This window comes from Saccharothrix isguenensis (assembly GCF_052936305.1).
In genome coordinates this window covers 3,514,358-3,536,743 of the sequence record NZ_CP193626.1, presented here as the reverse complement: position 1 = coordinate 3,536,743, position 22,386 = coordinate 3,514,358, and the positions used below count along the sequence as shown (strand labels likewise).

20 protein-coding genes are annotated in these 22,386 nt (G+C 72.5%); 16 read left to right on the top strand and 4 right to left on the bottom strand.

Going from position 1 to position 22,386, the window contains the following annotated elements:
- Positions 1–152: 152 nt before the first annotated feature.
- From ACRAKI_RS16395 to ACRAKI_RS16380, 4 genes are read left to right on the top strand one after another with little or no spacing between them, the layout of a single operon-like run.
- Positions 153–1,670: a phage tail sheath family protein gene (locus tag ACRAKI_RS16395; protein ID WP_447007952.1), complete on the top strand. Its 1,518-nt coding sequence runs from the start codon at positions 153–155 to the stop codon at positions 1,668–1,670.
- 32 nt (positions 1,671–1,702) lie between these two features.
- Positions 1,703–2,146 (top strand): phage tail protein, encoded by a 444-nt coding sequence (locus tag ACRAKI_RS16390; RefSeq protein WP_447007951.1) that lies wholly within the window; start codon positions 1,703–1,705, stop codon positions 2,144–2,146.
- Positions 2,146–2,628, top strand: coding sequence for a hypothetical protein (locus ACRAKI_RS16385; RefSeq protein ID WP_447007950.1), 483 nt, complete (start codon positions 2,146–2,148; stop codon positions 2,626–2,628). Before ACRAKI_RS16390 ends, ACRAKI_RS16385 begins: the two co-directional genes overlap by 1 nt.
- Positions 2,625–2,783 (top strand): DUF6760 family protein, encoded by a 159-nt coding sequence (locus ACRAKI_RS16380; RefSeq protein ID WP_181320139.1) that lies wholly within the window; start codon positions 2,625–2,627, stop codon positions 2,781–2,783. Before ACRAKI_RS16385 ends, ACRAKI_RS16380 begins: the two co-directional genes overlap by 4 nt.
- A 329-nt stretch (positions 2,784–3,112) precedes the next feature.
- Here the strand turns inward: ACRAKI_RS16380 and ACRAKI_RS16375 are convergent, their stop codons facing one another.
- Together ACRAKI_RS16375 and ACRAKI_RS16370 are read right to left on the bottom strand one after the other, a co-directional pair.
- Positions 3,113–3,424 carry a hypothetical protein gene (locus ACRAKI_RS16375; RefSeq protein WP_447007949.1) on the bottom strand — a complete coding sequence of 104 codons (312 nt, stop codon included), beginning with the start codon at positions 3,422–3,424 and terminating at the stop codon, positions 3,113–3,115.
- Positions 3,425–3,433: 9 nt separating this feature from the next.
- Positions 3,434–3,583, bottom strand: a complete 150-nt coding sequence (locus ACRAKI_RS16370; RefSeq protein ID WP_447007948.1) for a hypothetical protein — start codon at positions 3,581–3,583, stop codon at positions 3,434–3,436.
- Between the two features lie 1,244 nt (positions 3,584–4,827).
- Between ACRAKI_RS16370 and ACRAKI_RS16365 the strand changes: the two genes are divergently transcribed.
- The 12 genes from ACRAKI_RS16365 (at position 4,828) to ACRAKI_RS16310 (ending at position 14,741) form a co-directional block, all read left to right on the top strand.
- Positions 4,828–5,502, top strand: a complete 675-nt coding sequence (locus tag ACRAKI_RS16365) for a hypothetical protein (protein WP_447007947.1) — start codon at positions 4,828–4,830, stop codon at positions 5,500–5,502.
- 50 nt (positions 5,503–5,552) lie between these two features.
- On the top strand, positions 5,553–5,978 hold the full coding sequence (locus ACRAKI_RS16360) for a phage tail protein (RefSeq protein WP_447007946.1): 426 nt from the start codon (positions 5,553–5,555) through the stop codon (positions 5,976–5,978).
- Positions 5,979–5,989: 11 nt separating this feature from the next.
- Positions 5,990–6,697: a CIS tube protein gene (locus ACRAKI_RS16355; protein WP_447007945.1), complete on the top strand. Its 708-nt coding sequence runs from the start codon at positions 5,990–5,992 to the stop codon at positions 6,695–6,697.
- Positions 6,694–8,415 carry a VgrG-related protein gene (locus ACRAKI_RS16350; RefSeq protein ID WP_447007944.1) on the top strand — a complete coding sequence of 574 codons (1,722 nt, stop codon included), beginning with the start codon at positions 6,694–6,696 and terminating at the stop codon, positions 8,413–8,415. Before ACRAKI_RS16355 ends, ACRAKI_RS16350 begins: the two co-directional genes overlap by 4 nt.
- A gap of 21 nt (positions 8,416–8,436) precedes the next feature.
- Positions 8,437–8,742, top strand: coding sequence for a PAAR domain-containing protein (locus ACRAKI_RS16345; protein WP_447007943.1), 306 nt, complete (start codon positions 8,437–8,439; stop codon positions 8,740–8,742).
- 1 nt (position 8,743) lies between these two features.
- Complete coding sequence (locus ACRAKI_RS16340) at positions 8,744–9,151, top strand: GPW/gp25 family protein (protein ID WP_447007942.1); 408 nt, start codon at positions 8,744–8,746, stop codon at positions 9,149–9,151.
- Positions 9,151–11,079 carry a putative baseplate assembly protein gene (locus ACRAKI_RS16335; protein WP_447007941.1) on the top strand — a complete coding sequence of 643 codons (1,929 nt, stop codon included), beginning with the start codon at positions 9,151–9,153 and terminating at the stop codon, positions 11,077–11,079. Before ACRAKI_RS16340 ends, ACRAKI_RS16335 begins: the two co-directional genes overlap by 1 nt.
- Positions 11,076–11,615: a phage tail protein gene (locus ACRAKI_RS16330; RefSeq protein WP_447007940.1), complete on the top strand. Its 540-nt coding sequence runs from the start codon at positions 11,076–11,078 to the stop codon at positions 11,613–11,615. The genes ACRAKI_RS16335 and ACRAKI_RS16330 overlap by 4 nt, the downstream gene beginning before the upstream one ends.
- Position 11,616: 1 nt before the next feature.
- Positions 11,617–12,510 carry an NADase-type glycan-binding domain-containing protein gene (locus ACRAKI_RS16325; protein WP_447007939.1) on the top strand — a complete coding sequence of 298 codons (894 nt, stop codon included), beginning with the start codon at positions 11,617–11,619 and terminating at the stop codon, positions 12,508–12,510.
- Between the two features lie 84 nt (positions 12,511–12,594).
- A complete protein-coding gene (locus ACRAKI_RS16320; protein ID WP_447007938.1) occupies positions 12,595–13,686 on the top strand; it encodes an NAD-dependent epimerase/dehydratase family protein in 1,092 nt (363 codons plus the stop codon).
- A 172-nt stretch (positions 13,687–13,858) separates the two neighbouring features.
- Positions 13,859–14,479 carry a helix-turn-helix transcriptional regulator gene (locus tag ACRAKI_RS16315; RefSeq protein WP_447007937.1) on the top strand — a complete coding sequence of 207 codons (621 nt, stop codon included), beginning with the start codon at positions 13,859–13,861 and terminating at the stop codon, positions 14,477–14,479.
- A gap of 1 nt (position 14,480) precedes the next feature.
- Positions 14,481–14,741: a hypothetical protein gene (locus ACRAKI_RS16310; protein WP_447007936.1), complete on the top strand. Its 261-nt coding sequence runs from the start codon at positions 14,481–14,483 to the stop codon at positions 14,739–14,741.
- Positions 14,742–15,121: 380 nt separating this feature from the next.
- Here ACRAKI_RS16310 and ACRAKI_RS16305 read toward each other — a convergent pair whose 3' ends face one another.
- Positions 15,122–18,532, bottom strand: coding sequence for a BTAD domain-containing putative transcriptional regulator (locus tag ACRAKI_RS16305; RefSeq protein WP_447007935.1), 3,411 nt, complete (start codon positions 18,530–18,532; stop codon positions 15,122–15,124).
- Positions 18,529–21,948, bottom strand: a complete 3,420-nt coding sequence (locus tag ACRAKI_RS16300) for a BTAD domain-containing putative transcriptional regulator (RefSeq protein WP_447007934.1) — start codon at positions 21,946–21,948, stop codon at positions 18,529–18,531. The genes ACRAKI_RS16305 and ACRAKI_RS16300 overlap by 4 nt, the downstream gene beginning before the upstream one ends.
- Positions 21,949–22,386 lie beyond the last annotated feature (438 nt).

Here is a 22,386-nt window from a genome sequence, read left to right as displayed (position 1 = left end):
TCGCCGTGGAGGCTCTTCCCGTTCGCCCGAACCCCCGATTGCCTGTTCGGGCAAGGGGAATGCCCCCGACCGGGGTCCACCGGTCCTGCCGCCTCGGACGTCCCGGCGAGAGGCTTGTGGGGCCAGAGCGGATGAGCAGAGAAGGAGCGACCATGCCGCAGTACCTCTCGCCCGGCGTGTACGTGGAGGAGGTCCAGACCGGTGCGCGCCCGATCGAGGGGGTCGGCACCGCGGTGGCGGCCTTCGTCGGCTTCGCCGAACAGGGTCCCTTCCACGAGCCGACCCTGGTCGCCAACTGGAACCAGTACGTGCGCGCCTTCGGTGGTTTCGTCGAGGACACGTACCTCCCGCACGCCGTCTACGGCTACTTCGCCAACGGCGGCGGCTCTGCGTACGTGGTGCGGATCGGCGGTTCGGCGCGTGACGCCGACACCGAGTCCACGACCGCGGAGCCCGTGGCGCTGGGCGGGCTGCGGATCTCCGCGCTGCCGTCGGCAGGCCCGGACATCTCGGTGGAGGTCGCCGACGCCGATGGCGAGAACCCGCCGGACGACCGCTTCAAGCTGCTGGTGCGCCAAGGCGACAAGGTGGTCGAGACGTTCGACGTGTCGACCCGGAAGAACATCAAGAACTACGTCGTCACGCAGGTCGCCGAGCGCTCGAAGCTGATCGAGGTGACCGAGCAGTCGAGCGGCGGGCCGGCCCGGCCGGACAAGCAGTCGGTGGCGGTGCCGGCTCCCAAGGCGGCCAAGCCCGTGAAGCTCGACGCGCAGGAGTACGTCGGCGATTCCGAGGCGCGGACCGGGTTCGGCGGGCTGGAGAACATCGACGAGGTCACCATGGTAGCGGTGCCCGACCTGATGAGCGCCTACCAGCGCGGCCTGATCGACCTGGAGGGCGTCCAGACCGTGCAGGCGGCCGTCATCTCGCACTGCGAGCAGATGGGCGACCGGATCGCGGTGCTGGACGCGCCGCCCGGACTCACCGCGCAGCGGGTGCACAAGTGGCGGATGCAGGAGGCGAACCACGACTCCCGCTACGCCACGCTGTACTACCCGTGGATCAAGGTCTTCGACCCCGCGAGCGGGCGCAACACCCTCGTGCCGCCGTCCGGTCACGTCGCCGGTGTGTGGGCGCGCAGCGACGCCGAACGCGGCGTGCACAAGGCGCCGGCCAACGAGGTCGTCCGCGGGGCGGTGGACCTGGAGATCTCGCTCAGCAAGAGCGAGCAGGACCTGCTGAACCCCGTCGGCGTGAACTGCGTGCGCACGTTCCCCGGCCGTGGCATCCGGATCTGGGGCGCTCGCACGCTGTCGTCCGACCCGGCGTGGCGGTACCTGAACGTGCGGCGGTTGTTCAACTACCTGGAGGAGTCCATCCTCCTGGGCACCCAGTGGGTCGTGTTCGAGCCGAACGACGACCGGCTGTGGGCCGCGATCCGGCGCAACATCACCGCGTTCCTCACCGAGCAGTGGCGTCAGGGCGCGCTGTTCGGCCGCACGCCCGCCGAGGCTTTCTACGTCAAGTGCGACCGGGACAACAACCCGCCGGAGTCCATCGACCTCGGCCAGGTCGTGTGCGAGATCGGCGTGGCGCCGGTCAAGCCCGCCGAGTTCGTGGTCTTCCGCCTGGCCCAGTTCTCCGACAACACCAGCCTCGTCAGCGAATAGCCCGCGTCCCAGCAGGAAAGGCAGCACCAGTCATGGCAGACGGCGACGCTCTCTCCACCCACATCTTCGGCCTCCAGCTCGGCGCCTACATGGTCGAGTCCTTGCAGGAGGTCAGCGGGGTGACCATCGAGGAGGACGTGGTCGAGATCTCGCAGGTGACCCCGCAGGGGAAGCCGTTGCTGCGCAAGCAGCCCGGTGCCCGCAAGGGTGGCGAGATCACGGTCACCAGGGGGATGGACAAGAGCAAGGAGTTCACCAAGTGGCTGAAGGAGACGGTGAACAAGGGTGACGTCGAGACGGCGCGCCAGAACATCACCATCGAGATCATGAACAGCAAGGGCGAGACCGAACGGCGGCTCAACCTGGTCAACGGGTGGGTCAGCAAGTGGGAGGGCCCGTCGCTGAAGGCCGGCGAGTCCAGTGCCGCGATCGAGAAGGTGACCATCACGTTCGAGTCCATCACCCTGGAGGACTGATGAGGCGCCGGGTGATCGGCCTCGACTCGTTGGACGAGCTGGCCGACTCGGTGGAGTCGTCCGACTCGTCCGACTCGGGGGCGAAGCGGTCGACGGTGGAGCGTGAGCCCGCGCTGCGCACGGAGTTCGACTTCGAGCTGCCGCGCGGGTACGTGGACGCGGAAGGCGTGGTGCACCGGCACGGCCGGATGCGGCTGGCGACGGCACGGGACGAGCTGCGCCCGCAGATCGACCTGAGGGTGAAGGAGAACCCGGGTTACCTGAGCGTGCTGCTGCTCAGCATGGTGATCACCCAGCTGGGCGCGGTGGAGGAGGTGAACGTGGGTGTGGTGGAGCGGATGTACGCCACGGACATCGCGTTCCTCCAGGACTTCTACCGGCGGGTCAACAGCGAGGGGCACACGCGTGCGGGCGTGACCTGCCCGTCGTGCGGGAGTGGGTTCGAGGTCGACCTGGCCGGTGGTCGCCTGGGGGAATCGTGACGTACGCGGCCGACCGGCTGCACGAGGAGGTCGCGTACGTGGCCTACCACTTCCACTGGCAACGAGAGCAGATCCTCGACCTGGAGCACCACGAGCGCCGGCGTTGGGTCCGCGAGATCGCACGCATCAACACCAGGGTGAACGAAGGGGGGTGACCCGATGGGCTTCTGGGACAGGTTCCGCCGCAAGCCCACTGCTGGTATTGCTGGTGGCGTTGGTGCCCCGGCTTCCACGGCACCGGCACGGCGGCAGCCCGATCCGGACGGCGGTTGGCGTGCGACGCGGCCGATGGAGGGCGTCATCCAGCGCGCGGGGATCGCGGTGGGCGACGGCCTGCGGTTCCGCAGTGGTCTGGCGTCGTGGCAGGACCACAGGTCGGGCGGGGAGCTGGGTCACGCGGTCCTGCCGGGTGCACCGGCCGGGGTGATGCACGGGGTGGCGCGGCACACCGGCGAGCCCCGCGAGTACGCCGGACAAGATCAGCTCACAGTCGCCCTCCGTGCCACCACCAACACCCCCACGCCCACACTCCTCGCTCCCCCGACACCTCTCTCCCCGGTTTCACCCCCGGCCCGCACTCCACCCGCTCCCACCCCGGTAGCCGGACGCGTCGCGCCCACGACGCCGACAACCACCCCCACACGCGCAGCCGCTCCCCCCTCTCCCACCCGGGCAGTCGCGTCGCCGACAGCCACCCGGGCAGCCACTTCGCCCACAGCACGTCCGGCAGCCACTTCGCCGACAACCAGCTCCACAGCCGCGTCACCGGCCGCCGGCCCCACAACCACTTCACCACCGACCAACCTCACAACCGCGCGACCCACCGCCAGCCGGGCAGCCACGTCGTCCACAGCCACTCCCACAGCCGTGTCACCGCGAGCCTGGCCGGCAACCGCGTCACCGACACCCACTCACGCAGTCGCGTCACCGCCAACCTGGCCGGCAACCGCGTCACCGACAGCCACCTCCCCAGCCATCTCCCCCAAGGCCACCACGGCGACTGGCACCCCTTCTGCCATCCCCGCCGCCAACCCCACAACCCCAACCCACCCGACCCTCGCAGCCGCTGCCCCCACTCCCGCCTCCCGTCCCAGGGTCGCAGCCGGCTCCGCAGCCGGCTCATCGGAACTCGCCGGAATCACCACCCCGCCGACCCGGGAGCCGTCCATCGCTCGGCCCTCACCGGTAACCCCGACACCGCCGGCACCCCTGCGCCCGCTCGGCACACCGCTGACCGTGGCACGCCGGGAAGTGACCCCACTACGCCCGGTTCCGGCACTCCGGCCAACGAACACACCCGCGGTGCGGCGCCGAGCCGCCCCCGCCGCGCCGCATGGACCGGCCGCCACCACACCCCGTGCCACCGAGCCGGAACCCACCCTCCCGACCGAACCATCCTCACTGGTCGGTCGGCAGTCGACCACACCGCCGATCGACCCGACCACCGCCCGGCCACAACACGCCACCATCCCCGGCCACGGGGAACCGAAGCCCATGGTCGACAGTCGGTCGACCCCGGCTGTCGTACAACGCCGGACCACCGCGCCGGCAGAGCCGACACCGACAGCGACAGCGGCCCTCCTCGGCGCGAACCCGGTCAGGTCTGGCCAACCGGCAACACCACCGGCAGTCAGCGAACGATCGGCAACCGAGCCGGCCCCCCTACCCTCAGGGCCGACACCGGTACAGCGCCACGCGGCCACTTCAGCTCCGGACGTCGGCGGAACCACCAATCCCCCCACCACGCCGGGCGCCAAGCGACCGGCGTCCGGACCGGCACCGGTGCAGCGGAAGCCCAGGACAGGCCCGACCCTCGGCGAACCACTCGCGCAGATACCCGCCACCGCACTAGTCCGACCCAGCCCGCAGTCCGATCCGATCCTGGGCGATCCACCGCGAGTCCAACGCTCAGGCCCGGTGAGTCCTACGTCCAGAACACCCGGGTTCAACGCTCAGAACACGGCCGGCCCGCGCGAGCCGGTACTCGGTGAACCGCCGGCGCAGATCCCGGCAGGCGCGGTCGTCCAAGGCCGGGGGAGTTCGAGCGCGGGAACCGCATCACCGGTCACGGGCCGGCCGACTGCCACCCCTCCTGTGCAGCCAGCCGGCAGCCGCCCGCGCGACACCACCCCACCCGCAAGGGCACCGAAGCCACCGGATCGGCCACGGCTCCCCGTCGTCCGACCGAACCGCCCGAACGTGCAGCGCCGCACTGCCACCGCACCACTGCTCCCGGACCGGCCACTGGTGTCTCCCCCAACCCTGGACGTGCCGCCGAACACCTCGAACCTGCCCCGAGCGGTCCCGCTCCGGTGGACGTCCCCCTCCCACCAGGGCTCGGCCACCCGCCGCCCCACGGGCAACCGGACCACGGGCAACCGGACCACGTCGGGCGTGCAGCACACCGGGCACACCCACCACGGCGCAGCACCCACCGGGCACGTCCAGCGCGCCGTGACATCGGCGGGCAGCGCCCAGCGTGCCGTGGTTCGACCCAGCCCACCGGCTGACCTGCACGGAACCACCTCCCCCCACCCCGTCGAGCCCGCACCCCCACCCGTGGTGTCGTCGCCGAAGCAGGTCCAGACGGCCAAGGCCAACGTCAAGGAACCACCCGCCACCCCGGTGACCTGGTCCGCCACCGTCCAACGGTCACCGAGCAGCACCGGCAGCGACGACGTGGCCGACAAGAAGCCGGGCAACAAGACCGGGGGCAGGAAGAGCGCCGCCGACCAGCCCGGACCACAGCACCTCGACCGCGCCGACCTCGACGACCTCGCCCGCCGCCTGCTCGACCCGGTCAGCAGGCTGCTGCGCGCCGAACTGCGCCACGGCCGCGAGCGTGCCGGCACCCTGCACGACCGCCGCCGCTGACCGGGGCGGCCACCCGGACCCCGACAGGCAGACCGAAACAGGAGATCCCGATGTCCGACACCCTCTTCGCCACCAGCGTCTTCTTCCGGCTCTCCATAGCGGGCAACGACCTCGGCGCGTTCCACACCTGTGACGGCATGGGCGCGCAGATGGAGGTCGAGCAGTTCGCCGAGGGCGGCAACAACGGCTTCAGCTGGCAGCTCCCCTCCCGCATCACCTGGTCCAACATCACCATGACGCGGCCGGTCACCTCGGACACCGCCAAAGTCGTCAAGTGGCTCAACGAGGTCATCAAGAAGGTCGAGCGCAAGGACGGCGAGATCGTCGCCCTCACCCCGGACGGCAGCACGATCGCGGGCTGGCAGGTCCAGGGCATCATCCCGGTCCGCTGGCAGGGCCCGTCGTTCGACCCGTCCACCTCCCAGGCGGCCACGGAAACCCTCGAATTCGCCCACGAAGGCATCGACGCGTCCTGAGGAGGGATGACATGGCACGCAAACCGGGGGCGAGCCTCACCCGCGCCCAGCTCGTCATCATGGAACCGCCGGCGAAGGCGGGCGCCAAGCCGGGAGGCCTGCTGGCCACGGTGAAGTTCCAGTTCAACCCGGGCACGTTGGCGCTGAGCAAGAACACCGAGTGGCGCCGCAACCCGTCCCGCACGGCGGAGGAGGCGTCGATGCCCGAGTTCGTCGGCAGCGGACCGAGGAACCTGTCGGTGGACGTGTTCCTCGACGCCACCGCCACCCACGACAACTCGGTCGAGACGCGGGTGGAGCAGCTGCTCAAAGCCTGCGTGCCCACCAAGAAGAGCCTGGCCACGAAGAAGCCCGCGAGCCCGTGGGTCCGCTTCGAGTGGGGCACCTCCAGGACCACGTCGTTCGACGGTGTGCTGTCGAACCTGTCGGTGGACTACTCGCTGTTCGACGTGGACGGCCGGCCGCTGCGGGCGCGGTGCTCGCTGTCGATCGAGGAGGCCGGCGCCTACGTCCTCGGCCAGAACCCGACGTCGGGGTCGCGCGACGCCCGCCGCACGCACCGCGTCGTGGCAGGCGACAGCCTCCCGCAGCTCGCCTGGCACGAGTACGGCGACGCCACCGCCTGGCGGGTCATCGCCGAGGCGAACGACATCGACGACCCGATGCTGCTCGTGCCCGGCGCGGAGCTGCTGGTTCCCGCGATGGAGGAAGTTCGATGACGCTCGGCAAGTCGTTCCGGTCGTTCGCCGCCGACCCCGTCGTGAAAGCCGGCTCCCTGTCGCCCACGTGGGAGGAGAGGCTGGTCAGCTGCGTGGTCGACGAGAACGTCGGCCTGCCGGACCTGGCGGTCCTCACCTACCGGGACGGCAACCACGAACTGCTGACGGACAGCGGCATCACGATCGGCACGCCGGTGACGGTGTCGGTGTCGGTGGTCGAGAGCAAGGCGCAGGTGCAGCTGTTCGGCGGCGAGGTCACCGGGCTGGAGGCGGACGGCGACTCGACCGGCTCGTTCACCGTCATCCGCGCCATGAGCAAGGCGCACCGGCTGTTCCGGGGCCGCCGGGTGGAGGCGTTCCACAACGTTCCCGCCGCCGCCGTGGTCCGCCAGGTCGCCCGGAACGCCGGCCTCACCGTGGGCCGAGTCGAGGTCTCCCCCGTCCGGTACAAGCAGATCAGCCAGGCGAACGTGTCGGACTGGGAGTTCCTCCAGCAGCTCGCCCACGAGCACGGCGTGACCGTCCAGGTGGACGACAAGGGCACGCTGGAGCTGCTCAAGCCCAAGCCCGCGTCCGGTGCGCCCGCGCTCACCGGGAACAGCCCGCTGGTGCTCCACCACGGTGACCTGCTGTCCCTGCGGGCGTCGCTGACCAGCGCCGACCAGGTGGAGAAGGTCGAGGTGCGGGCCTGGGACGTGGCGACCAAGAAGGCGTTCGTGGCGGTCGAGCCGGCCATCCGGAGCAAGACCGCCCTGCCCGGCTTCGGCCAGTCCGTCGCGGGCAAGCGGACCACGATGCTGGTGTCGGACTCGCCGTACAGCACGCAGGCCGAGGCCGACACCGCGGCGCGCTCGATCGCCGACGCCGTCAGCGCCGGGTACGCCGAGGTCGAGGCGGTCGCCAAGGGCCACCCCCAGCTGCGGGCGGGCGTGCCGATCGCGTTGGCCGACGCCGGACCGGCGTTCAGCGGGCGCTACACGGCCACGTCGGTGCGGCACGTGCTGGAGCCCGAGAACGGCTACCGCAGCATCGTCACGGTGAGCAGTTCGCCGGACCGGTCGCTGGCCGGGCTGGCGCTGGGCGGCAACGCGCCCGGCCGCTCGCCGCGGATGCCGGGTCTGGCCACCGGGATCGTCACCGACATCAAGGAGGTCGGCCGGGACCAGCGCGGCCTGGTCCGGCTGAAGTTCCCCTGGCTGGACGACAACTACGTCACCGACTGGGTCCGCACCGTGCAGTGGGGTGGCGTTCGCGGCGGCGGGGTGTTCAGCCCCGAGGTCAACGACGAGGTGCTGGTCGGCTTCGAGCAGGGGAGCCTGGACCGCCCGTACGTGCTCGGCGGCCTCTACAACGGCGTCGACCAGCCCTCACCGCACGACCTCCCGCTGGTGGACCCCACGAGCGGCCGGGTGAACCGCCGGTCGCTGGTGTCCCGCACGGGCAACCGGCTGGAGCTGCTGGACGGCCTCACCACCGCCGGCGTCCGGCTGCGGACCGGCGACAAGCGGCTGGACATCACCCTGGACGAGAAGACCGGGAGCATCGACATCCGGGTGAGCACGCCTCGGGGTCGCCGGGTCCTCGGCTCGATCAGCGTGGACGCGCGCGGGATCACCGTCGACGCCGGGCTCGGCGACCTGGTGCTGAAGGGCAGGACGGTGTCCGTCGAGGGCGGTGTCCAGGCCGTGGTCAAGGCCCCGATGGTCCGGATCAACTGACGCGATGACAAGGGAGTTCTGATGCCCTCCGCTGCCCGGCTGGGTGACAAGACGTCGCACGGCGGCACCATCGGCACCCCGCCGCCCGCCGTGGCCGCCAAGGTGGCCACGGTCCTGATCGAGGGCAAGCCCGCCGCCGTGGGCGGGAGCCTGCACGTGTGCGTCGTGCCGAAGGACGTCCTCCTCGGGCCGGCGAACGTCGTCGTGCCGCGCATCGGCGGCCAAGTGCTCATCGGCGGGGTGGTCGCGGCACGGGTCGGCGACAGCACCACGTGCCAGGCGAGCATCCTCACCGGCGCGCTCACCGTCCACATCGGAGGCAGGTGACATGAGCGAGAGCTTCATCGGGCGCGGCTGGGGTTTCCCGCTGCGCACCGGACCCACCGGCGGCATCGGGATGGTCGACCGCGACCAGGAGATCACCGAGGCGATCCGGCTCGTCCTGGGCACCGCGCCGGGTGAACGGCCGATGCGGCCGGAGTTCGGCTGCGGCATCCACGAGCACGTGTTCGCCTCGGCGGACGGCGCCACGGCCGGGCACATCGCCCGCGAGGTGCGTGCCGCGCTGGAACGGTGGGAGCCGCGGATCGAGGTCGAGGACGTGGTGGTCGCGTTCGACGCGGTCGAGGTCGGCACGCTCTACATCGACGTGCGCTACACGATCCGGTCGACCAACGACCAGCGCAACCTGGTCTTCCCCTTCTACACCATCCCCGCCGAAGGGAGCGCGGAGTGATGGCGCTGCCCGCACCCAACCTGGACGACCGGCGGTTCCAGCAGCTCGTGGACGAGGCCAAGCGGTACGTCCAGCAGAGCTGTCCGGAGTGGACGGACCACAACGTGTCCGACCCGGGCGTCACGCTCATCGAGACGTTCGCGCAGATGGTCGACCAGCTCGTCTACCGGCTCAACCGGGTGCCCGAGCGCAACCACCTGGCGTTCCTCGACCTGCTCGGCATCACGCTGTTCCCGCCGGCCGCGGCGCGCGCCGACGTCACGTTCCGGCTGTCCGCGCCACAGCCGCAGCCGGTCGTGCTGCCGGTCGGCACCGAAGTCGCCACGGAACGCGCGGAGCACTCGGAAGCGGTCGTGTTCGCCACGACCGACGAGTTGACCGTGGTGCCGTGTTCGGTGCGGCGGCTGGTGGCCAGGGCGTCGTCGGGTGAGCACGCCGACCGGACCAAGGACCTGGAAGCCGGCCAGGACGTGCGGTGCTTCCAGGCCGTGCCGGCGCCTGGTGACGCGACGCTGTTCGGTCTGTCGGCCGCCGTGCCGCGCTGCGTCGTGGTGCTGCGGCTGGACAGCCGGGTCGAGGGCATCGGCGTGGACCCTCGGCAGCCGCCGCTGGTGTGGGAGGCGTGGACCGGTCAGGACTGGCAGCTGTGCGAGGTGGACGAGGACAGCACCGGCGGCCTCAACCGGCCCGGTGACGTGGTGCTGCACGTGCCCGCCGGGCACACCGAGTCGGTGGTGGCCGGCCACCGCGCGGGCTGGCTGCGCTGCCGCGTCACCGAGCCGGCGCGCGAGCAGCCGTTCTACGCCAACTCCCCGACCATCCGGGAGGCCGAGGCGTTCACGATCGGCGGCACCACGGCGGCCGAGCACGCGGAGACCGAGACGGACGTGCCGCTGGGCGAGACGGCGGGCGTGCCGGGGCAGCGGTTCACCGTGCCGCGCTCGCCCGTGCTGCTGGACGGCGATCGGCTGGTGGTGCGGGTGTCGGCGGGCGACGGCTGGCAGGACTGGACCGTCGTCGAGCACTTCGGCGCGTCGAACCCGGAAGACCGGCACGTCGTGCTGGACGCCGTTCGGGGCGAGTTCCAGTTCCCGCCGGCGGTCCGCGAGGCGAACGGGACGTTGCGCCGCTACGGCGCGGTGCCGCCCAAGGGTTCGGTGGTGCGGGTGCCCCGCTACCGGACTGGCGGCGGGCGTGCCGGCAACGTGGCGCGCGGCGCGATCTCCGTGCTGCGCAGTTCCGTGCCGTACGTGTCGGCGGTGGAGAACCGCGAGGCGGCACGGGGTGGCGTCGACGGCGAGACCGTCGCCGAGGCGAAGCTCCGAGCTCCCCACCAGCTGCGGGTGCAGGAACGGGCGGTGACCGCCGAGGACCACGAGCACATCGCCAAGCTGGCCGCGCCGTCGCTGGCCAGGGTGCGCTGCCTGCCCGACGGGCCTGGCGCGGCGCGGGTGCTGGTGGTGCCCGACGCCGTCACGGACCTGGGTGACCGGCTGCGGTTCGAGCAGCTGGTGCCGACCGAGGACGTGGTGTCGTCGGTGGCCCGGCGGTTGGACGAACGGCGGCTGCTCGGCACGCGGCTGGTCGTGGAACCGCCGCGCTACCAGGGCATCACGGTCGTCGCCCGGGTGGCGGCGCCGGAAGCGGAGGGCAACCGGGTGCGCGAGGAGGCGCTGGACGCCCTCTACCGCTACCTCGACCCGCTGCGCGGCGGCACGGACGGCACGGGGTGGGAGTTCGGCCGGCCGGTGCAGTTCGGCGAGGTCTTCGCGGTGCTGCAGGGCGTCGCCGGAGTGCGGCTGGTGGAGGAGATCCGGCTCTTCCCGGCCAACCCGATCACCGGGGCGCGCGGTGCGCCGGTGGACCGGGTCGAGGTGGCGCCGAACGCGCTGGTGTTCTCCTACCAGCACCAGGTCGTGGTGGCATGAGCCGCTTCGCCCTGCCGGAGTTGCCCAGCCGGTACCCGTTGGGTGACATGCTGCCCGCCCTGTACGCGGCGGACGACTTCGCCCAGCGGTTCACCTCGGGGCTGGACGCCGTGCTGTCCGCGATCCTGTCGACGCTGGACAACCTGCCCGAGCACTTCGACGCCGACCTCGCGCCCGAGGACTTCGTGGCGTGGCTGTCGTCCTGGGTGGCGGCGGACCTCGACCCGTCGTGGCCGGAGCCGCTGCGGCGTGAAGCGGTGCGCCGGGCCGTCGACCTGCACCGCCTGCGCGGCACGTCGCAAGGTCTCGTCGCACGGCTGGAGCTGTGCCTGGGCGTGCGGGCCGAGGTGGTCGACGGGCCCGGCGCGACGTGGTCCACCCGACCGGACACCGCCCTGCCCGACCGGCCCGACGTCGTCGTGGTGCGGGTGCGGCCGGGCCGGTCCGGGGTGGTCGACCGGGAGCGGGTGGTGGCGCTGGTCGACGCGGTGTGCCCGCTGCACGTGACTTGCACCGTCGAAGTGCTGGGAGGCTGACATGCGCCTGTGCACGCAGTGCGGCGCGCCCATGCGGGACGCCGACGACTTCTGCGGCAACTGCGGCACCTACCTGGGCTGGGCCACCACCCCGGACGCACCGGCCGGGCAGGAACCCGCCGAGCCCGAGAACCGGCCGGGACCGGTGCGGCCGGGTCGTCCGGAGGCACGGCGGCCACTGCCCAGCGCGGTGGACGACGAGGTGGTCATCGGGCCGCCGTGCCCGGCGTGCGGCATCGCGAACCCGCCCGGACGCCGGTTCTGCCGCCGCTGCGCCGCGCCGTTGGTCTCCTCCGGTGTGGGCAACGAGCGCCCGTCCGCGCGACGCCGGTGGCGGTGGCACGGCGACAGGTCCCGGTGGTTGCGGCGGCTGGTCGCGGTGGCGGCGTGCGCGGTGTTGCTGCTGGTGGCGGTCCTGTTCTACCCCAACGCTCTGGCGCTGATCGAGGACATCCGCGACAAGACGTCCACCCCGGTCGGCATCGGTCCCAGCAGCAGCACCGCCACCGCCGAGGTGCCCGGCCACCCGGCCGCCGCCGCCGTGGACGGCCTGTCGAACCGCTACTGGGGAGCCAACGCCGTGGGTGACGCGGTGGAGTTCGGCTTCGCCAACCCGTTCCGGCTGCTGTCGGTGGTGGTGCACACGGGGGCCGGGGTGGAGGAGGAGGCTTTTCTGGGGCAGGCCAGGGCGTCGGCGCTGGACATGGTGGTGACGTCGACCGACGGCGCCAGCCGCACCATCCCGCTGCCGCTCGCCGACCGGGTCGGGCCGCAGCGCGTCGACACGGCGGTGAGCGGGGTCGTGCGGGTCCGGCTGGTCGTGCGGGCCGCCGCCGGGCTGGCGCCGGGGCGGCACATCGCTCTGGGCGAGGTGGAGTTCTTCCGCCGGCCTTGAGCGTCCGGTGAGGGTCCGGCTGGATGTTCTCCGGAGACTTCGCGGGCTCCGGGTTGTCCATTGCAGACAGACGAGGAGCGGTACATGGACGTGGCAGTGGTCACCGGCTCGGCGGGCTTGGTCGGGGGCGAGGCCGTGCGGGCGTTCGCGGCGCGGTTCGACCTCGTCGTGGGAGTGGACAACGGGATGCGCCGGGAGTTCTTCGGCGTCGCCGGGTCGGTCGCGGACAACCTGGCGGACGTCGAGCGCATCCCGAACTACCGGCACCACCGGGCGGACGTGCGCGACCTCGACGCGCTCAGCAGCGTGTTCGGCGAGTACGGCACGGACGTGCGGCTGGTCGTGCACGCGGCCGGGCAGCCCAGCGACGGCTGGGCGGCCACCCGGCCGCTGGTGGACCTGAACGTCAACGCGGTCGGCACGATGAACCTGTTGGAGGCGGTCCGGACGCGGTGCCCGGATGCGGTCGTCGTGCTCACCTCCACCACGAAGGTGCACGGCGACGCGTCCGACTCCCTGCCGCTGCTGGAGACGGCGACGAGGTGGGAGGTCGACCCCTCGCACCCGTACCACGAGCACGGTGTCGACGAGTCGATCCGCGTGGACCGCGTGAACCGGACGTTCTTCGGGGTGTCGAAGCTGGCCGCCGACCTCGCCGCGCGGTCGTACGCGAGCGGGTTCGGGCTGCGGGTCGGCGTGTTCCGGTGCGGGAGCGTGACCGGTGCGCGGCACTCGGGCGTGTCGCAGGACGGCTTCCTGTCGCACCTGGTGCGTTCGGCCGTGCGCGGTGCACCGTTCCCGGTCATCGGGCACGGGGGCAAGCAGGTGCGGGACGTGCTGGACGCGCGGGACCTGGTGGAGATGTTCTGGCACTTCTACCTGGAGCCGAGGCCCGGCGAGGTCTACCACGCGGGTGGTGGGCGGGAGCGGGGCGCGTCGCTGCTGGAGCTGATCGCGCAGTACGAGTACGTGACCGGCGGCGAGGTGCCGTTCGAGTACACGCCGGAGCACCGGTTCGCCGACGTGCGCTGGTGGATCACCGACACCCGCAAGTTCCGGCGCGACTACCCGGGTTGGGAGCCGGTGCACGGGCTGGCCGACATCCTGCTGTCGGTGCACGAGCACTGGATGCGCGTGCCGGCCAACCCCTTGACCGGGAGCGGCCCCCGGTGTTGAGTTCGGTGTCGCGCCCTCGCCGTTGTTCACGGTCCTCGGCGATTCCCCACGGTTCTCCGAGGTTCTTCACGGCGGCCGGCGATCGTGAAGAATTCTTGTAGACGCCTTTGAGACCGCGTGAAGCCGCAGATCACAGACTCGGTTCTGCAAACCGAGAACGTGGGAGGCAGCGGTGGAGGAAGTCCGGGTCGTCGTCCAGGCGGCGGATCACCTGAGCATGACGGGTCTGATCACGTATCTCGGGTCGAGGCCCGACGTGCGGGTGTTGGAGAGCGCCCAGCACGAGAAGCCGGACGTCGTGGTGGTGGCGGTCACCAGGCTGACCACCGAAGTCGTGGCACGGCTGCGCCGCGCCGCCGCGCACGTGGGTGCGCCGGTGGTGCTGATCGTCGACGAGGTCGGCGAGGCGGACGTGCTCACGGCGGTGGAGTGCCGGATCGTGGCGGTCCTGCCGCGCGGCACGGTGACCGATCAGGTGGTGTTGCGCAGTGTGCTGTCGGCGGCGGCGGGTGGCGGTGTGATGCCGCCGACCATGGTGGCCGAGCTCCTCCGGCACGTGCAGCGGTTGCAGCAGCAGGTGTTGGCGCCGGAGGGTGGTCCTGACCGGCTGTCCCTCCGCGAGGCCGACGTGCTGAGGCTGATGGCCGACGGGTTGGACACGGCGGAGATCGCGGGCCGGCTGTCGTACTCGGAGCGGACGATCAAGAACGTGTTCTACGGGATCACGACCAGGCTGAACCTCCGCAACCGGCCGCATGCGGTGGCCTACGCCCTTCGGAAGGGGATGATCTGACATGACCAAGCCCGAGGCCGTGACCAGGGAGGACGGTGCCGCACTGCGCCACGTGGTCGACTTGGCGCTGCGGGGCATCCGAGCCAAGGACCGCACACCCCACCCCACCCGCCGCCCGCGAGTCGAGGAACCGTGGGTGATGTCCGACGACGGCGTCATCAACGCTCCGGCACGACGAGTGATCGGGCGTTCATGGCTGACCAACCCCCGGGCGCTGCCGAGATCACCCGAAAGGGGAGCCGGCACCGGGGATGAAGGGTAATCCCGGATGTGTTGCCAGAAAGAAGAAGGTACGGCACCACGGCCGGGACAGTGGTAGCCCCACAACCGGACCGACCCCCGTCCCGCCGCCACGGGCCGGACACCTCCACCACGGTCGACCCCGGACGACCAGGACGACCCAGAGCCCGGATGGCCCGGATGGAGTCAGCCGCCACGGATGCACCCCAAACGGGCTCCCGCCACGGCCCCGAACACGGCCCCGAACGGGTCCACCCTCAGGAACGGTGCACCGCCAACACGCTCCGGCACGCACTCCCCAACCCGCTCCCACCACCCAAGCGCCCGACGCACTCTCGCGATCCGCGCGACTCTCCCGCGACCCCACCACCGCCGGCCCAGCGCGACCCCACCACCGCCGGCTCAGCGGGCCTCCGCCACGCGAGCGGCGGCTCGGCGGATGTCCCAGAGTGCGCCGAAACCGCGGTAGAGGCCGGTTGCCTCACCGAGGACGCCCTCGGCCTCCGCCACCTGGCCCCGCCGGGCCAGCAGAACCGCCTGGTCCTCCAACGTCTGCGCCAACTCGAACGTCCGCCCCACCGCCCGGTAGTGCCCGACGACCGGTGCCAAGCCCTCCGGGTCCGCCGCCAGCACGCTCCGGCACCGCCGCGCCGCAGCCGACGCCCGCGCCTCCTTCGTCTCCCGCCCCGCCTCCGCCTCGACCGCTTCCACCGCCGCCCTAGCCGTGGCCAGGTCACCGCACGCCAAAGCCTGCCGCACCAACTCCGGCAGCCACTGGTGCCGCAGCATCATGTCCGCGTACCGCGTGTCGAGGATCGTGCCCAGCACCGCCACCGCACCCGCGTGATCCCCCTCGCGCGCCGCCGCCATCGCCTGCGCCGCCACCAGGAAATCGCAGTTCTCCCGATACGCCTCCGTCACCAACGGCAACGTGAGGCCGGTCTCCAGGTGGCGGGCGAGCGCCACCCCGTCGTCCCGGTGCGCCGCGATCAGAGCCGCCACGCCTTGCAGCAGCACCGGACCGCCCTCCCTCAGCCCGAAGCCGGTGAACTCCGGATCGCCGACCACCGCCTCCAGCCCCGCCACCGCCTCGTCCCACCCACCGAGCCAGAACTGGTGCACGGCGGCAGCCAGGTGCAGGCCCGCCACCGGCGTGCCGCGCCCGGCCAGTTCGAACGCCGCGCGCAGACTCGACGTCGCCTCGTCCAGCCGGTCCAGGCACTGCAACGTGAAGATCCGGTTGTCCAGCAACAACAACCGCAGGTCGGTCAAGCTCACATCAGTGCCCACCACGTCCAACGCCTGGTCGAGGTACGCCACCGCACGCGGGTAGTCGCGGCGGACGGCCTCCACCTGCCACAGCACCTCCAACGCCTGGCCGATGGCGAACGGATCGGCGGCCCTCTCCCCCGCCTCGATCGCCGCACGCGCACTGACCTCCGCGCCGTCCAGCTCGCCGACCCCCGCCCGCTGCACCAGAGCCAGCAGCGACAACAGCCGAGCCCGCCACATGTCCGACAGCACCGGATCCGCCAAAGCTTCCCGCGACGCCGCCACCGCCTCCTCCGCCCGCGCCCCCCGGTACGGCATGTAGGCGAGCGTCCACCGAACCTCCGCGATCAGATCCGGCGAGCGCAACCGCGGCAACGCCCGGCGCGCGTGCTCCTCGGCCTCCGCGTCGCGCCCGATCCGGAACAAGGCACTGCTCAGGTGCGCCATCAACGTCGCGTCATTCTCGTCCCGCGCCACGGACGACCCGATGCACCGCTGCAACAGCTCGACCGCCACCAACGGCGCCCGGTAGACCAGCGCGGGCGCCTGCGCGACCAGCCAGTCCACCACCCAGGAGCCGACCTCGCCGGCCGCAGCCAGCAACTGCTCCGCCACGTGGTCCACAGGCGCACCGGACGCCGCCAACGCCTGCGCGGCCTGCTGGTGCAGCGCCGTCCGCAGAGAAGCGGGCGTCCCCTCGTACAGGGCCTGCCGGATGAGCGGGTGCCGGAACGCCATCCGGGGACCGGCGTCCCTCAGCACACCCGCCGCGATGGCCTCCTCCAGCCGCGCGGCGAGGTCGAACACCGGCGTGCCCAGCACCACCGACAGGTCGCTCACCACGAACTCGCCGCCGAGCAGGGCGGACCACCGCAGCACCTCGCGGGTCGGGTCGGACAGGAAGTCCAGCCGACCGGTCACCGCGGACACCAGCGACACCGGCACCCGGTCCAGCGCGTGCACGGCGACGTCCGCGACCCCGGTGTCGACTTCCACGACGCGTTCACGGACGAGCGCGTCGGCGACTTCACGCACGTACAGCGGATTGCCGCCGGCACGTGCCGCGATCCGGCGCAGCCCGGGGCCGGGCGACGCGCCCACGAGCCGTCCGACCAGCCCCGCCACCTCCGTGTCCGCCAACGGCGCCAGGTCCAGCACCGCACCCCCACCGGATTCCACGTCCCGGCGCAGACGGGCGACCTCCGCCCGGTACGGCACCGGCCGGGCCGCGCCGACCAGCAGCAACGGCAGCCGCCGTGCCACGGTCGTCAGCCGGTGCCACACCTGCGTGCTGGTCTCGTCGGACCACTGGAGGTCGTCCAGGGCGAACACCAGCGGCCCGTCCGCGCACAGCTGCTCCACCAGGGCCACCAGCCGGTCGACCGCGCCGAACACCGGGTCGGCGTCGGCGAAGATCGACCCGGCGGGCCGTTCCTGGCGCAGCGCCCGCGCCGTCGCCGCACGCCGGGGGTCCGGCGAGTGCGTGTCGACGCCCAGGCAGTCCAAGGCAAGCCGCAGCGGGAACCGGCTGCCCAGCTCGTCGGCCACCGCGTGGGCGATCCGGTGCCCGGCGCGGGCGGCCTGCGCCAGCACCGCCGAGACCAGCGCCGACTTGCCGATGCCCATCTCGCCCTCGACCCACAGCAACCGACCGGCGCCGGTGGTGACGTCGTCGACCAGTCGCCGCACCGCTGCCAGCTCCACGTCCCGCCCGACCAGTTCGGCGTCGAGCAGCGGACCAACGGGCTCCACGGAGGACGGTCGCGCCGGCTTCACCGTCTCCAGGTCCGTGCCGCTCAGGATGCGCTCGTGCGCGGCACGCAGCCGCTGCCCCGGCTCGACCTCCAGCTCCGCCACCAGCACCCGGCGCGCGTCCCGGAACACCTCCAGCGCCTCCGCGCTGCGCCCGGACCGGTGCAACGCCAGCATCAGCAGCTCCCGCGCCCGTTCCCGCAACGGCTCCTCCGCGACGAGGGCCGCCAGCTCCGCCACGACCTCCGCGTGCGCACCGGACGCCAGCGCCGCCTCCGCCCGCAGCTCCCGGGCGGTGGTGCGCGCCTCGCCGAGCCTGCGCCGCTGCGCCTCGGCGAACGGACCGGTCAGCCCCGCCAGCGCCTCGCCGCGCCACAGCGCCAACGCCTCGTCCAGGCAACGCCGAGCAGCCTCGGGGTCACCGTCCACCAGCAGCCGCCGGGCCTGGTCGCGCAACGACTCGAACCGGGCCACGTCCAGCCCGCCGCCCACCAGCAGCCGGTACCCGGAGCCCACCGACACCAGCAGGCGGGACGGGGTGCCGCGCGGCCGGTCCGGTTCCAGCGCCTTGCGCACCGTCGAGACGTACGTGTGGACGCTGCCCTCGGCCGTCGGCGGCGCGTCGGTCCCCCACACTCCGGCCACCAGCTCGTCACGCCCCACGCCGCCCGAGCGCAACGCCAGCATCGCGAACAGCGCACGCGGTCTCGACGAGCCCAGGGCGACCTCCCGCTCGCCCGACCAGGCGCGCACCGTGCCCAGCAGCTCGACCCGCAACGCGCCCGTCATCCCGCGATCCACCTCTCGTCCGAACCCCCACCGAGGGGATCACGCATCCGCTCCTGCGCCCGCTGCACGTCGTGCACCGCGCCCAAGCCGCCGTACCCCGCCAACGCCTCTCGGAGCGCCGCGTCGCCGCCGGCACGGTCACCGCGTGCCGCCAACAGCACCGCCGCGTCCTCCAACGCCTCCGCCAGCTCCACCGGCCGCCCCACTGCCCGGTACCGCGCCACCGCGTCGAGCACCGGCGCCGGGTCTCCCTCCACGAGCCCGCGACAACGGGCCTCGGCGGCGAAGGCCCGGCCGGGAACCCGTTCCCACGCGGCTTCCTCGACGCACCCGGCCAACGCCCGCTCGGCCACGTCCCGCCGCCCGGTCCGGACGGCCAGTCGCGCCACGTCGGGCAGCCACTGGTGCCGGAGCACCATGTGACCGGGCATCGCCGTCACCAGCGGATCCACGATGGCGAACGCCTCGTCGGGCCGTCCGGCCCGCTCGGCCAGCACCGCTCGCGCGACCAGCAGGAAGTCGCCGTTCTCCCGGTCGGCGGGGACGGCCGGCGGCTGCTCGGCGGCGGCACGGAGGTGTTCCTCGGCGAGTCGCGTCCGTCCTCGTCGGGCGGCGATCAGCGCCGCCACTCCGCGCACGAGCAGCACCGGTCCGCGCTCGCGCAACCCGTAGGCGGTGCTGCCCGGATCTTCACGCAGGACGTCCGCCTCGGCCAGCGCCCGGTCCCACCGGCCACGCCAGTAGTCCTGCACGGCGGTGGTGATGTGCGGGCCGGCGCCGCCGGACCTGGCCAGCTCACGGGCCGCGCGCAGCACGTCGTCGGCCTCGTCCAGGCGGTCCAGGCTCTGCAGCGTGAACGCCTTGTTGTCCAGCAGGCCGAGCCGCAACGTGCTGAAGTCCGGGCCTCCGTCGGCCACGTGCAGCGCACGGTCGACCCGCTCCAACGCCTGCCCGTGATCACGGCGGACCGTGCTGACCTGCCACAGCCCTTGCAGCGCGTGGGCGGTGGCGAAGTCGTCGTGCAGCTCTTCGCCCCGTCGCAACGCACGGTGAGCCGTCTCTTCGGCGGCGACGACGTCGTTGAGGCCGTCCCGCTGCACCACCGCCAGCAATGACTCCAGCCGCGCCCGCCACAACGGCGGCGTCACCTCGTCCTCCACGGCCGTGCGCAACGCGTCGACCGCCTCCGTCACCTGGCCGTCCCGGTACCGGGTGTAGGCGAGGATCCAGCGCATCCCGGCGGCCCGGTCCGGGTCCCTCGTGCGGGCCAGCACGTACCTCGCCGCAGCCTGGGGCGGTCGGCCCAGCCAGAACATCAGGCTCGCCAGCAGCGCGGCCAGCCGTTCACGGTGTTCCGCGTCCACGGTGGACTCGGCGAGCACGGCTCGGAGCAGTCCGACGGTCGGGTCCGGCGACCTCCTCGCCAGCGCCGCCGCGTGCTCCGCCAGCCAGTCGGCGGCCCACTCGTCCACCGCGCCGGGCGCCGCGGCGAGCTGTCCGACGACCAGTTCCGCCGGCGCACCGGCCTCGGCCAGCGCACCGGCGGCCTGGCGGTGCAGCGCCGCTCGGACGCCGGCGGGCACGGACAGGTAGAGCGCCTGCCGGATCAGCGGGTGGCGGAACGCCAGCTTCGGCCCGCCGTCGTCCAGCACACCGGCGGCCGTCGCCTCTTCCACGGCGGCGACCAGGTCCGAGGACGTGCGGCGCAGCGCGGTCGCGGCGTCCCCCAGGGCGAACTCGTCGCCCAGCAACGCCGCCGAGCGCAGCACGTCCGTGGTGGCCGGGGACAGGAAGCCCAGCCTGCGGCCCATGACGGACACCAGCGAGCGGGGCATCTCCGGATCGGCGCACGAGGTCGCCTCGGCCAGCCCGTCGACCACGCGGACCGCGCCCTCGCGCAGCAATACGTCGATCAAGTCCCTGGTGTACAAGGGGTTCCCGGTGGCCAGGCCGACGAGCGCGCGCAGGCTCCGAGCGGGAGGCGCGCCGACGAGCCCGGTCAGCATCGCGGTCACGGAGTCGTCCGACAACGGACGGAGTTCGACGATCCGGCCACCGGAGCCGACGACCGTGCGGCGCACCTGCTCCACGTCGGCCCGCCGGGGCACCGGCCGACCTGCGGCGACCAGCAGCAGGGCCCGCTGGTGCACCACTCGCAGGAGGCGGTGCCACATCAGGACGCTGGCCTCGTCCACCCACTGGACGTCATCCACCACGATCACCATCGGAGCCTCGGCGCACAGCTCGTCCACCAAGACCAGCAGTCGTTCGATCACCACCGGCACCGGGTCGCCGAACGAGTCGACCGGGCCGCGCAACGCCCGGGCCAACGCGGCGCGGCGTGGATCACCGGACGACTCGGTGACGTCGAGGCAGTCGAGGAGCACCCGTAGCGGGGTGCGTGGCCCGAACTCGTCGCCGGCGGCCCACGCCACCCGGCACCCCGCCTCCACCGCCCGGGACAGCCCGGTGGCGAGCAGGGCGGACTTGCCGATGCCCGGCTCACCTTCGACCCAGACCGCGCCGCCCCTCCCGGCCGCCACGTCCGACACGGCCCCTCGCAGGAGGTCCGACTCCTCGTCCCGCCCGACGAACAACGCGGGCTCGACCGTGGGCGACGCGCCCACCCGGCGCGGTGCCGGGACGTCGTCGGCCTTGTCCTCCAACACGATCCGGTGCGCCTGCCGCAGCGCGGCGCCGGGTTCGATACCCAGTTCCTCCACGAGCACGCGCCGCGCGTCGTGGTAGACCTCCAACGCCTCGGCCTGCCGCCCGGCCCGCTGCAACGCCGTCATCAGCAACGCGCGCAGGCCCTCCCGCACCGGGTGCTCACGGGTCAACGCCGCCAGGTCCGCGATGACGTCACCGTGCCGCCCGACGACCAGCGCCAGCTCGGCCCGTCGTTCGGCGGTCGCGAGCCGCAACTCGCGCAACCGCGACCGCTGCGACTCGGCGAACGGTCCGGGGACCCCGGACAGGGCGTCGCCCCGCCACAACGCGTGCGCCTGGTCCAACTCGGCCAACGCCAACGACGGATCGCGGTCGGCCAACTCCCGGGCCCGTTCCCGGTGGCGTTCGAACCGGTGCACGTCCACGCCGTCCACCGGCACGCGCAGGCAGTAGCCGGACCCGGCGGACGTGAGGACGACCCCGCTGGACCGCTTGGCCCGCCCCGGTTCCAACGCCCGGCGCAGCCCGGACACGTACGTGTGCAGCCCGGCGCCGGCCGTCGCGGGAGGGGAGTCGCCCCACACGCCGTCGATCAGCTCGTCCTTCGAAACGGCCTGACCGGCCCGGAGTGCGAGCAAGGCGAACACGGCGCGCCGCCGGGCGGTACCGAGATCGACCTCCGCCCCGCCGCGCCACGCCCGGACCGGGCCCAGCAGTTCCACCGTGACGGGGACAGTGGCAGTCATCACCGTTTCCGTCCACTGCGCATGGAATGCGAGGCCGTTCGCGCGGTTGCGCGTGTATTCGAAGTACGTCCGGAGTCACCGCTTCGACCGGGACAGGTTGTCACGGGCTTCGGACAGGCCCCCCACCTGCGAAGAGATCCACCAAGCGAGACGCATTCCAGCGGACGGGGAATGATCTCCACCGCGCATTCGATGGGCGACATCGAAATAAGAAACCCCCTCACGCCGCTGACCTGTGCAATCAGTCCGCCCACCCGACGGAGCCGATCCCACTCCAGTCCAACATAACCACAGCGGGCCACTCCGGTCGCCAACCCGTGGACGCGGACACCGATACCCCCTGAGTGGTACGAACAACTGCGGCGGGTCGGATGCGGACGGACGCCGCATTCGTGAATGCGGCGTCCGCGGAGCAGCCGATTGGGCCGCATGGTCGAG

What these genes read in the sequence shown, in the direction of transcription:
- ACRAKI_RS16395 (WP_447007952.1), top strand. Translation starts at nt 153, where the DNA reads ATGCCGCAGTACCTCTCGCCCGGCGTGTACGTGGAGGAGGTCCAGACC.
- ACRAKI_RS16390 (WP_447007951.1), top strand. Translation starts at nt 1,703, where the DNA reads ATGGCAGACGGCGACGCTCTCTCCACCCACATCTTCGGCCTCCAGCTC.
- ACRAKI_RS16385 (WP_447007950.1), top strand. Translation starts at nt 2,146, where the DNA reads ATGAGGCGCCGGGTGATCGGCCTCGACTCGTTGGACGAGCTGGCCGAC.
- ACRAKI_RS16360 (WP_447007946.1), top strand. Translation starts at nt 5,553, where the DNA reads ATGTCCGACACCCTCTTCGCCACCAGCGTCTTCTTCCGGCTCTCCATA.
- ACRAKI_RS16355 (WP_447007945.1), top strand. Translation starts at nt 5,990, where the DNA reads ATGGCACGCAAACCGGGGGCGAGCCTCACCCGCGCCCAGCTCGTCATC.
- ACRAKI_RS16350 (WP_447007944.1), top strand. Translation starts at nt 6,694, where the DNA reads ATGACGCTCGGCAAGTCGTTCCGGTCGTTCGCCGCCGACCCCGTCGTG.
- ACRAKI_RS16345 (WP_447007943.1), top strand. Translation starts at nt 8,437, where the DNA reads ATGCCCTCCGCTGCCCGGCTGGGTGACAAGACGTCGCACGGCGGCACC.
- ACRAKI_RS16340 (WP_447007942.1), top strand. Translation starts at nt 8,744, where the DNA reads ATGAGCGAGAGCTTCATCGGGCGCGGCTGGGGTTTCCCGCTGCGCACC.
- ACRAKI_RS16335 (WP_447007941.1), top strand. Translation starts at nt 9,151, where the DNA reads ATGGCGCTGCCCGCACCCAACCTGGACGACCGGCGGTTCCAGCAGCTC.
- ACRAKI_RS16330 (WP_447007940.1), top strand. Translation starts at nt 11,076, where the DNA reads ATGAGCCGCTTCGCCCTGCCGGAGTTGCCCAGCCGGTACCCGTTGGGT.
- ACRAKI_RS16325 (WP_447007939.1), top strand. Translation starts at nt 11,617, where the DNA reads ATGCGCCTGTGCACGCAGTGCGGCGCGCCCATGCGGGACGCCGACGAC.
- ACRAKI_RS16320 (WP_447007938.1), top strand. Translation starts at nt 12,595, where the DNA reads ATGGACGTGGCAGTGGTCACCGGCTCGGCGGGCTTGGTCGGGGGCGAG.
- ACRAKI_RS16310 (WP_447007936.1), top strand. Translation starts at nt 14,481, where the DNA reads ATGACCAAGCCCGAGGCCGTGACCAGGGAGGACGGTGCCGCACTGCGC.
- ACRAKI_RS16305 (WP_447007935.1), bottom strand. Translation starts at nt 18,532, where the DNA reads ATGACGGGCGCGTTGCGGGTCGAGCTGCTGGGCACGGTGCGCGCCTGG.
- ACRAKI_RS16300 (WP_447007934.1), bottom strand. Translation starts at nt 21,948, where the DNA reads ATGACTGCCACTGTCCCCGTCACGGTGGAACTGCTGGGCCCGGTCCGG.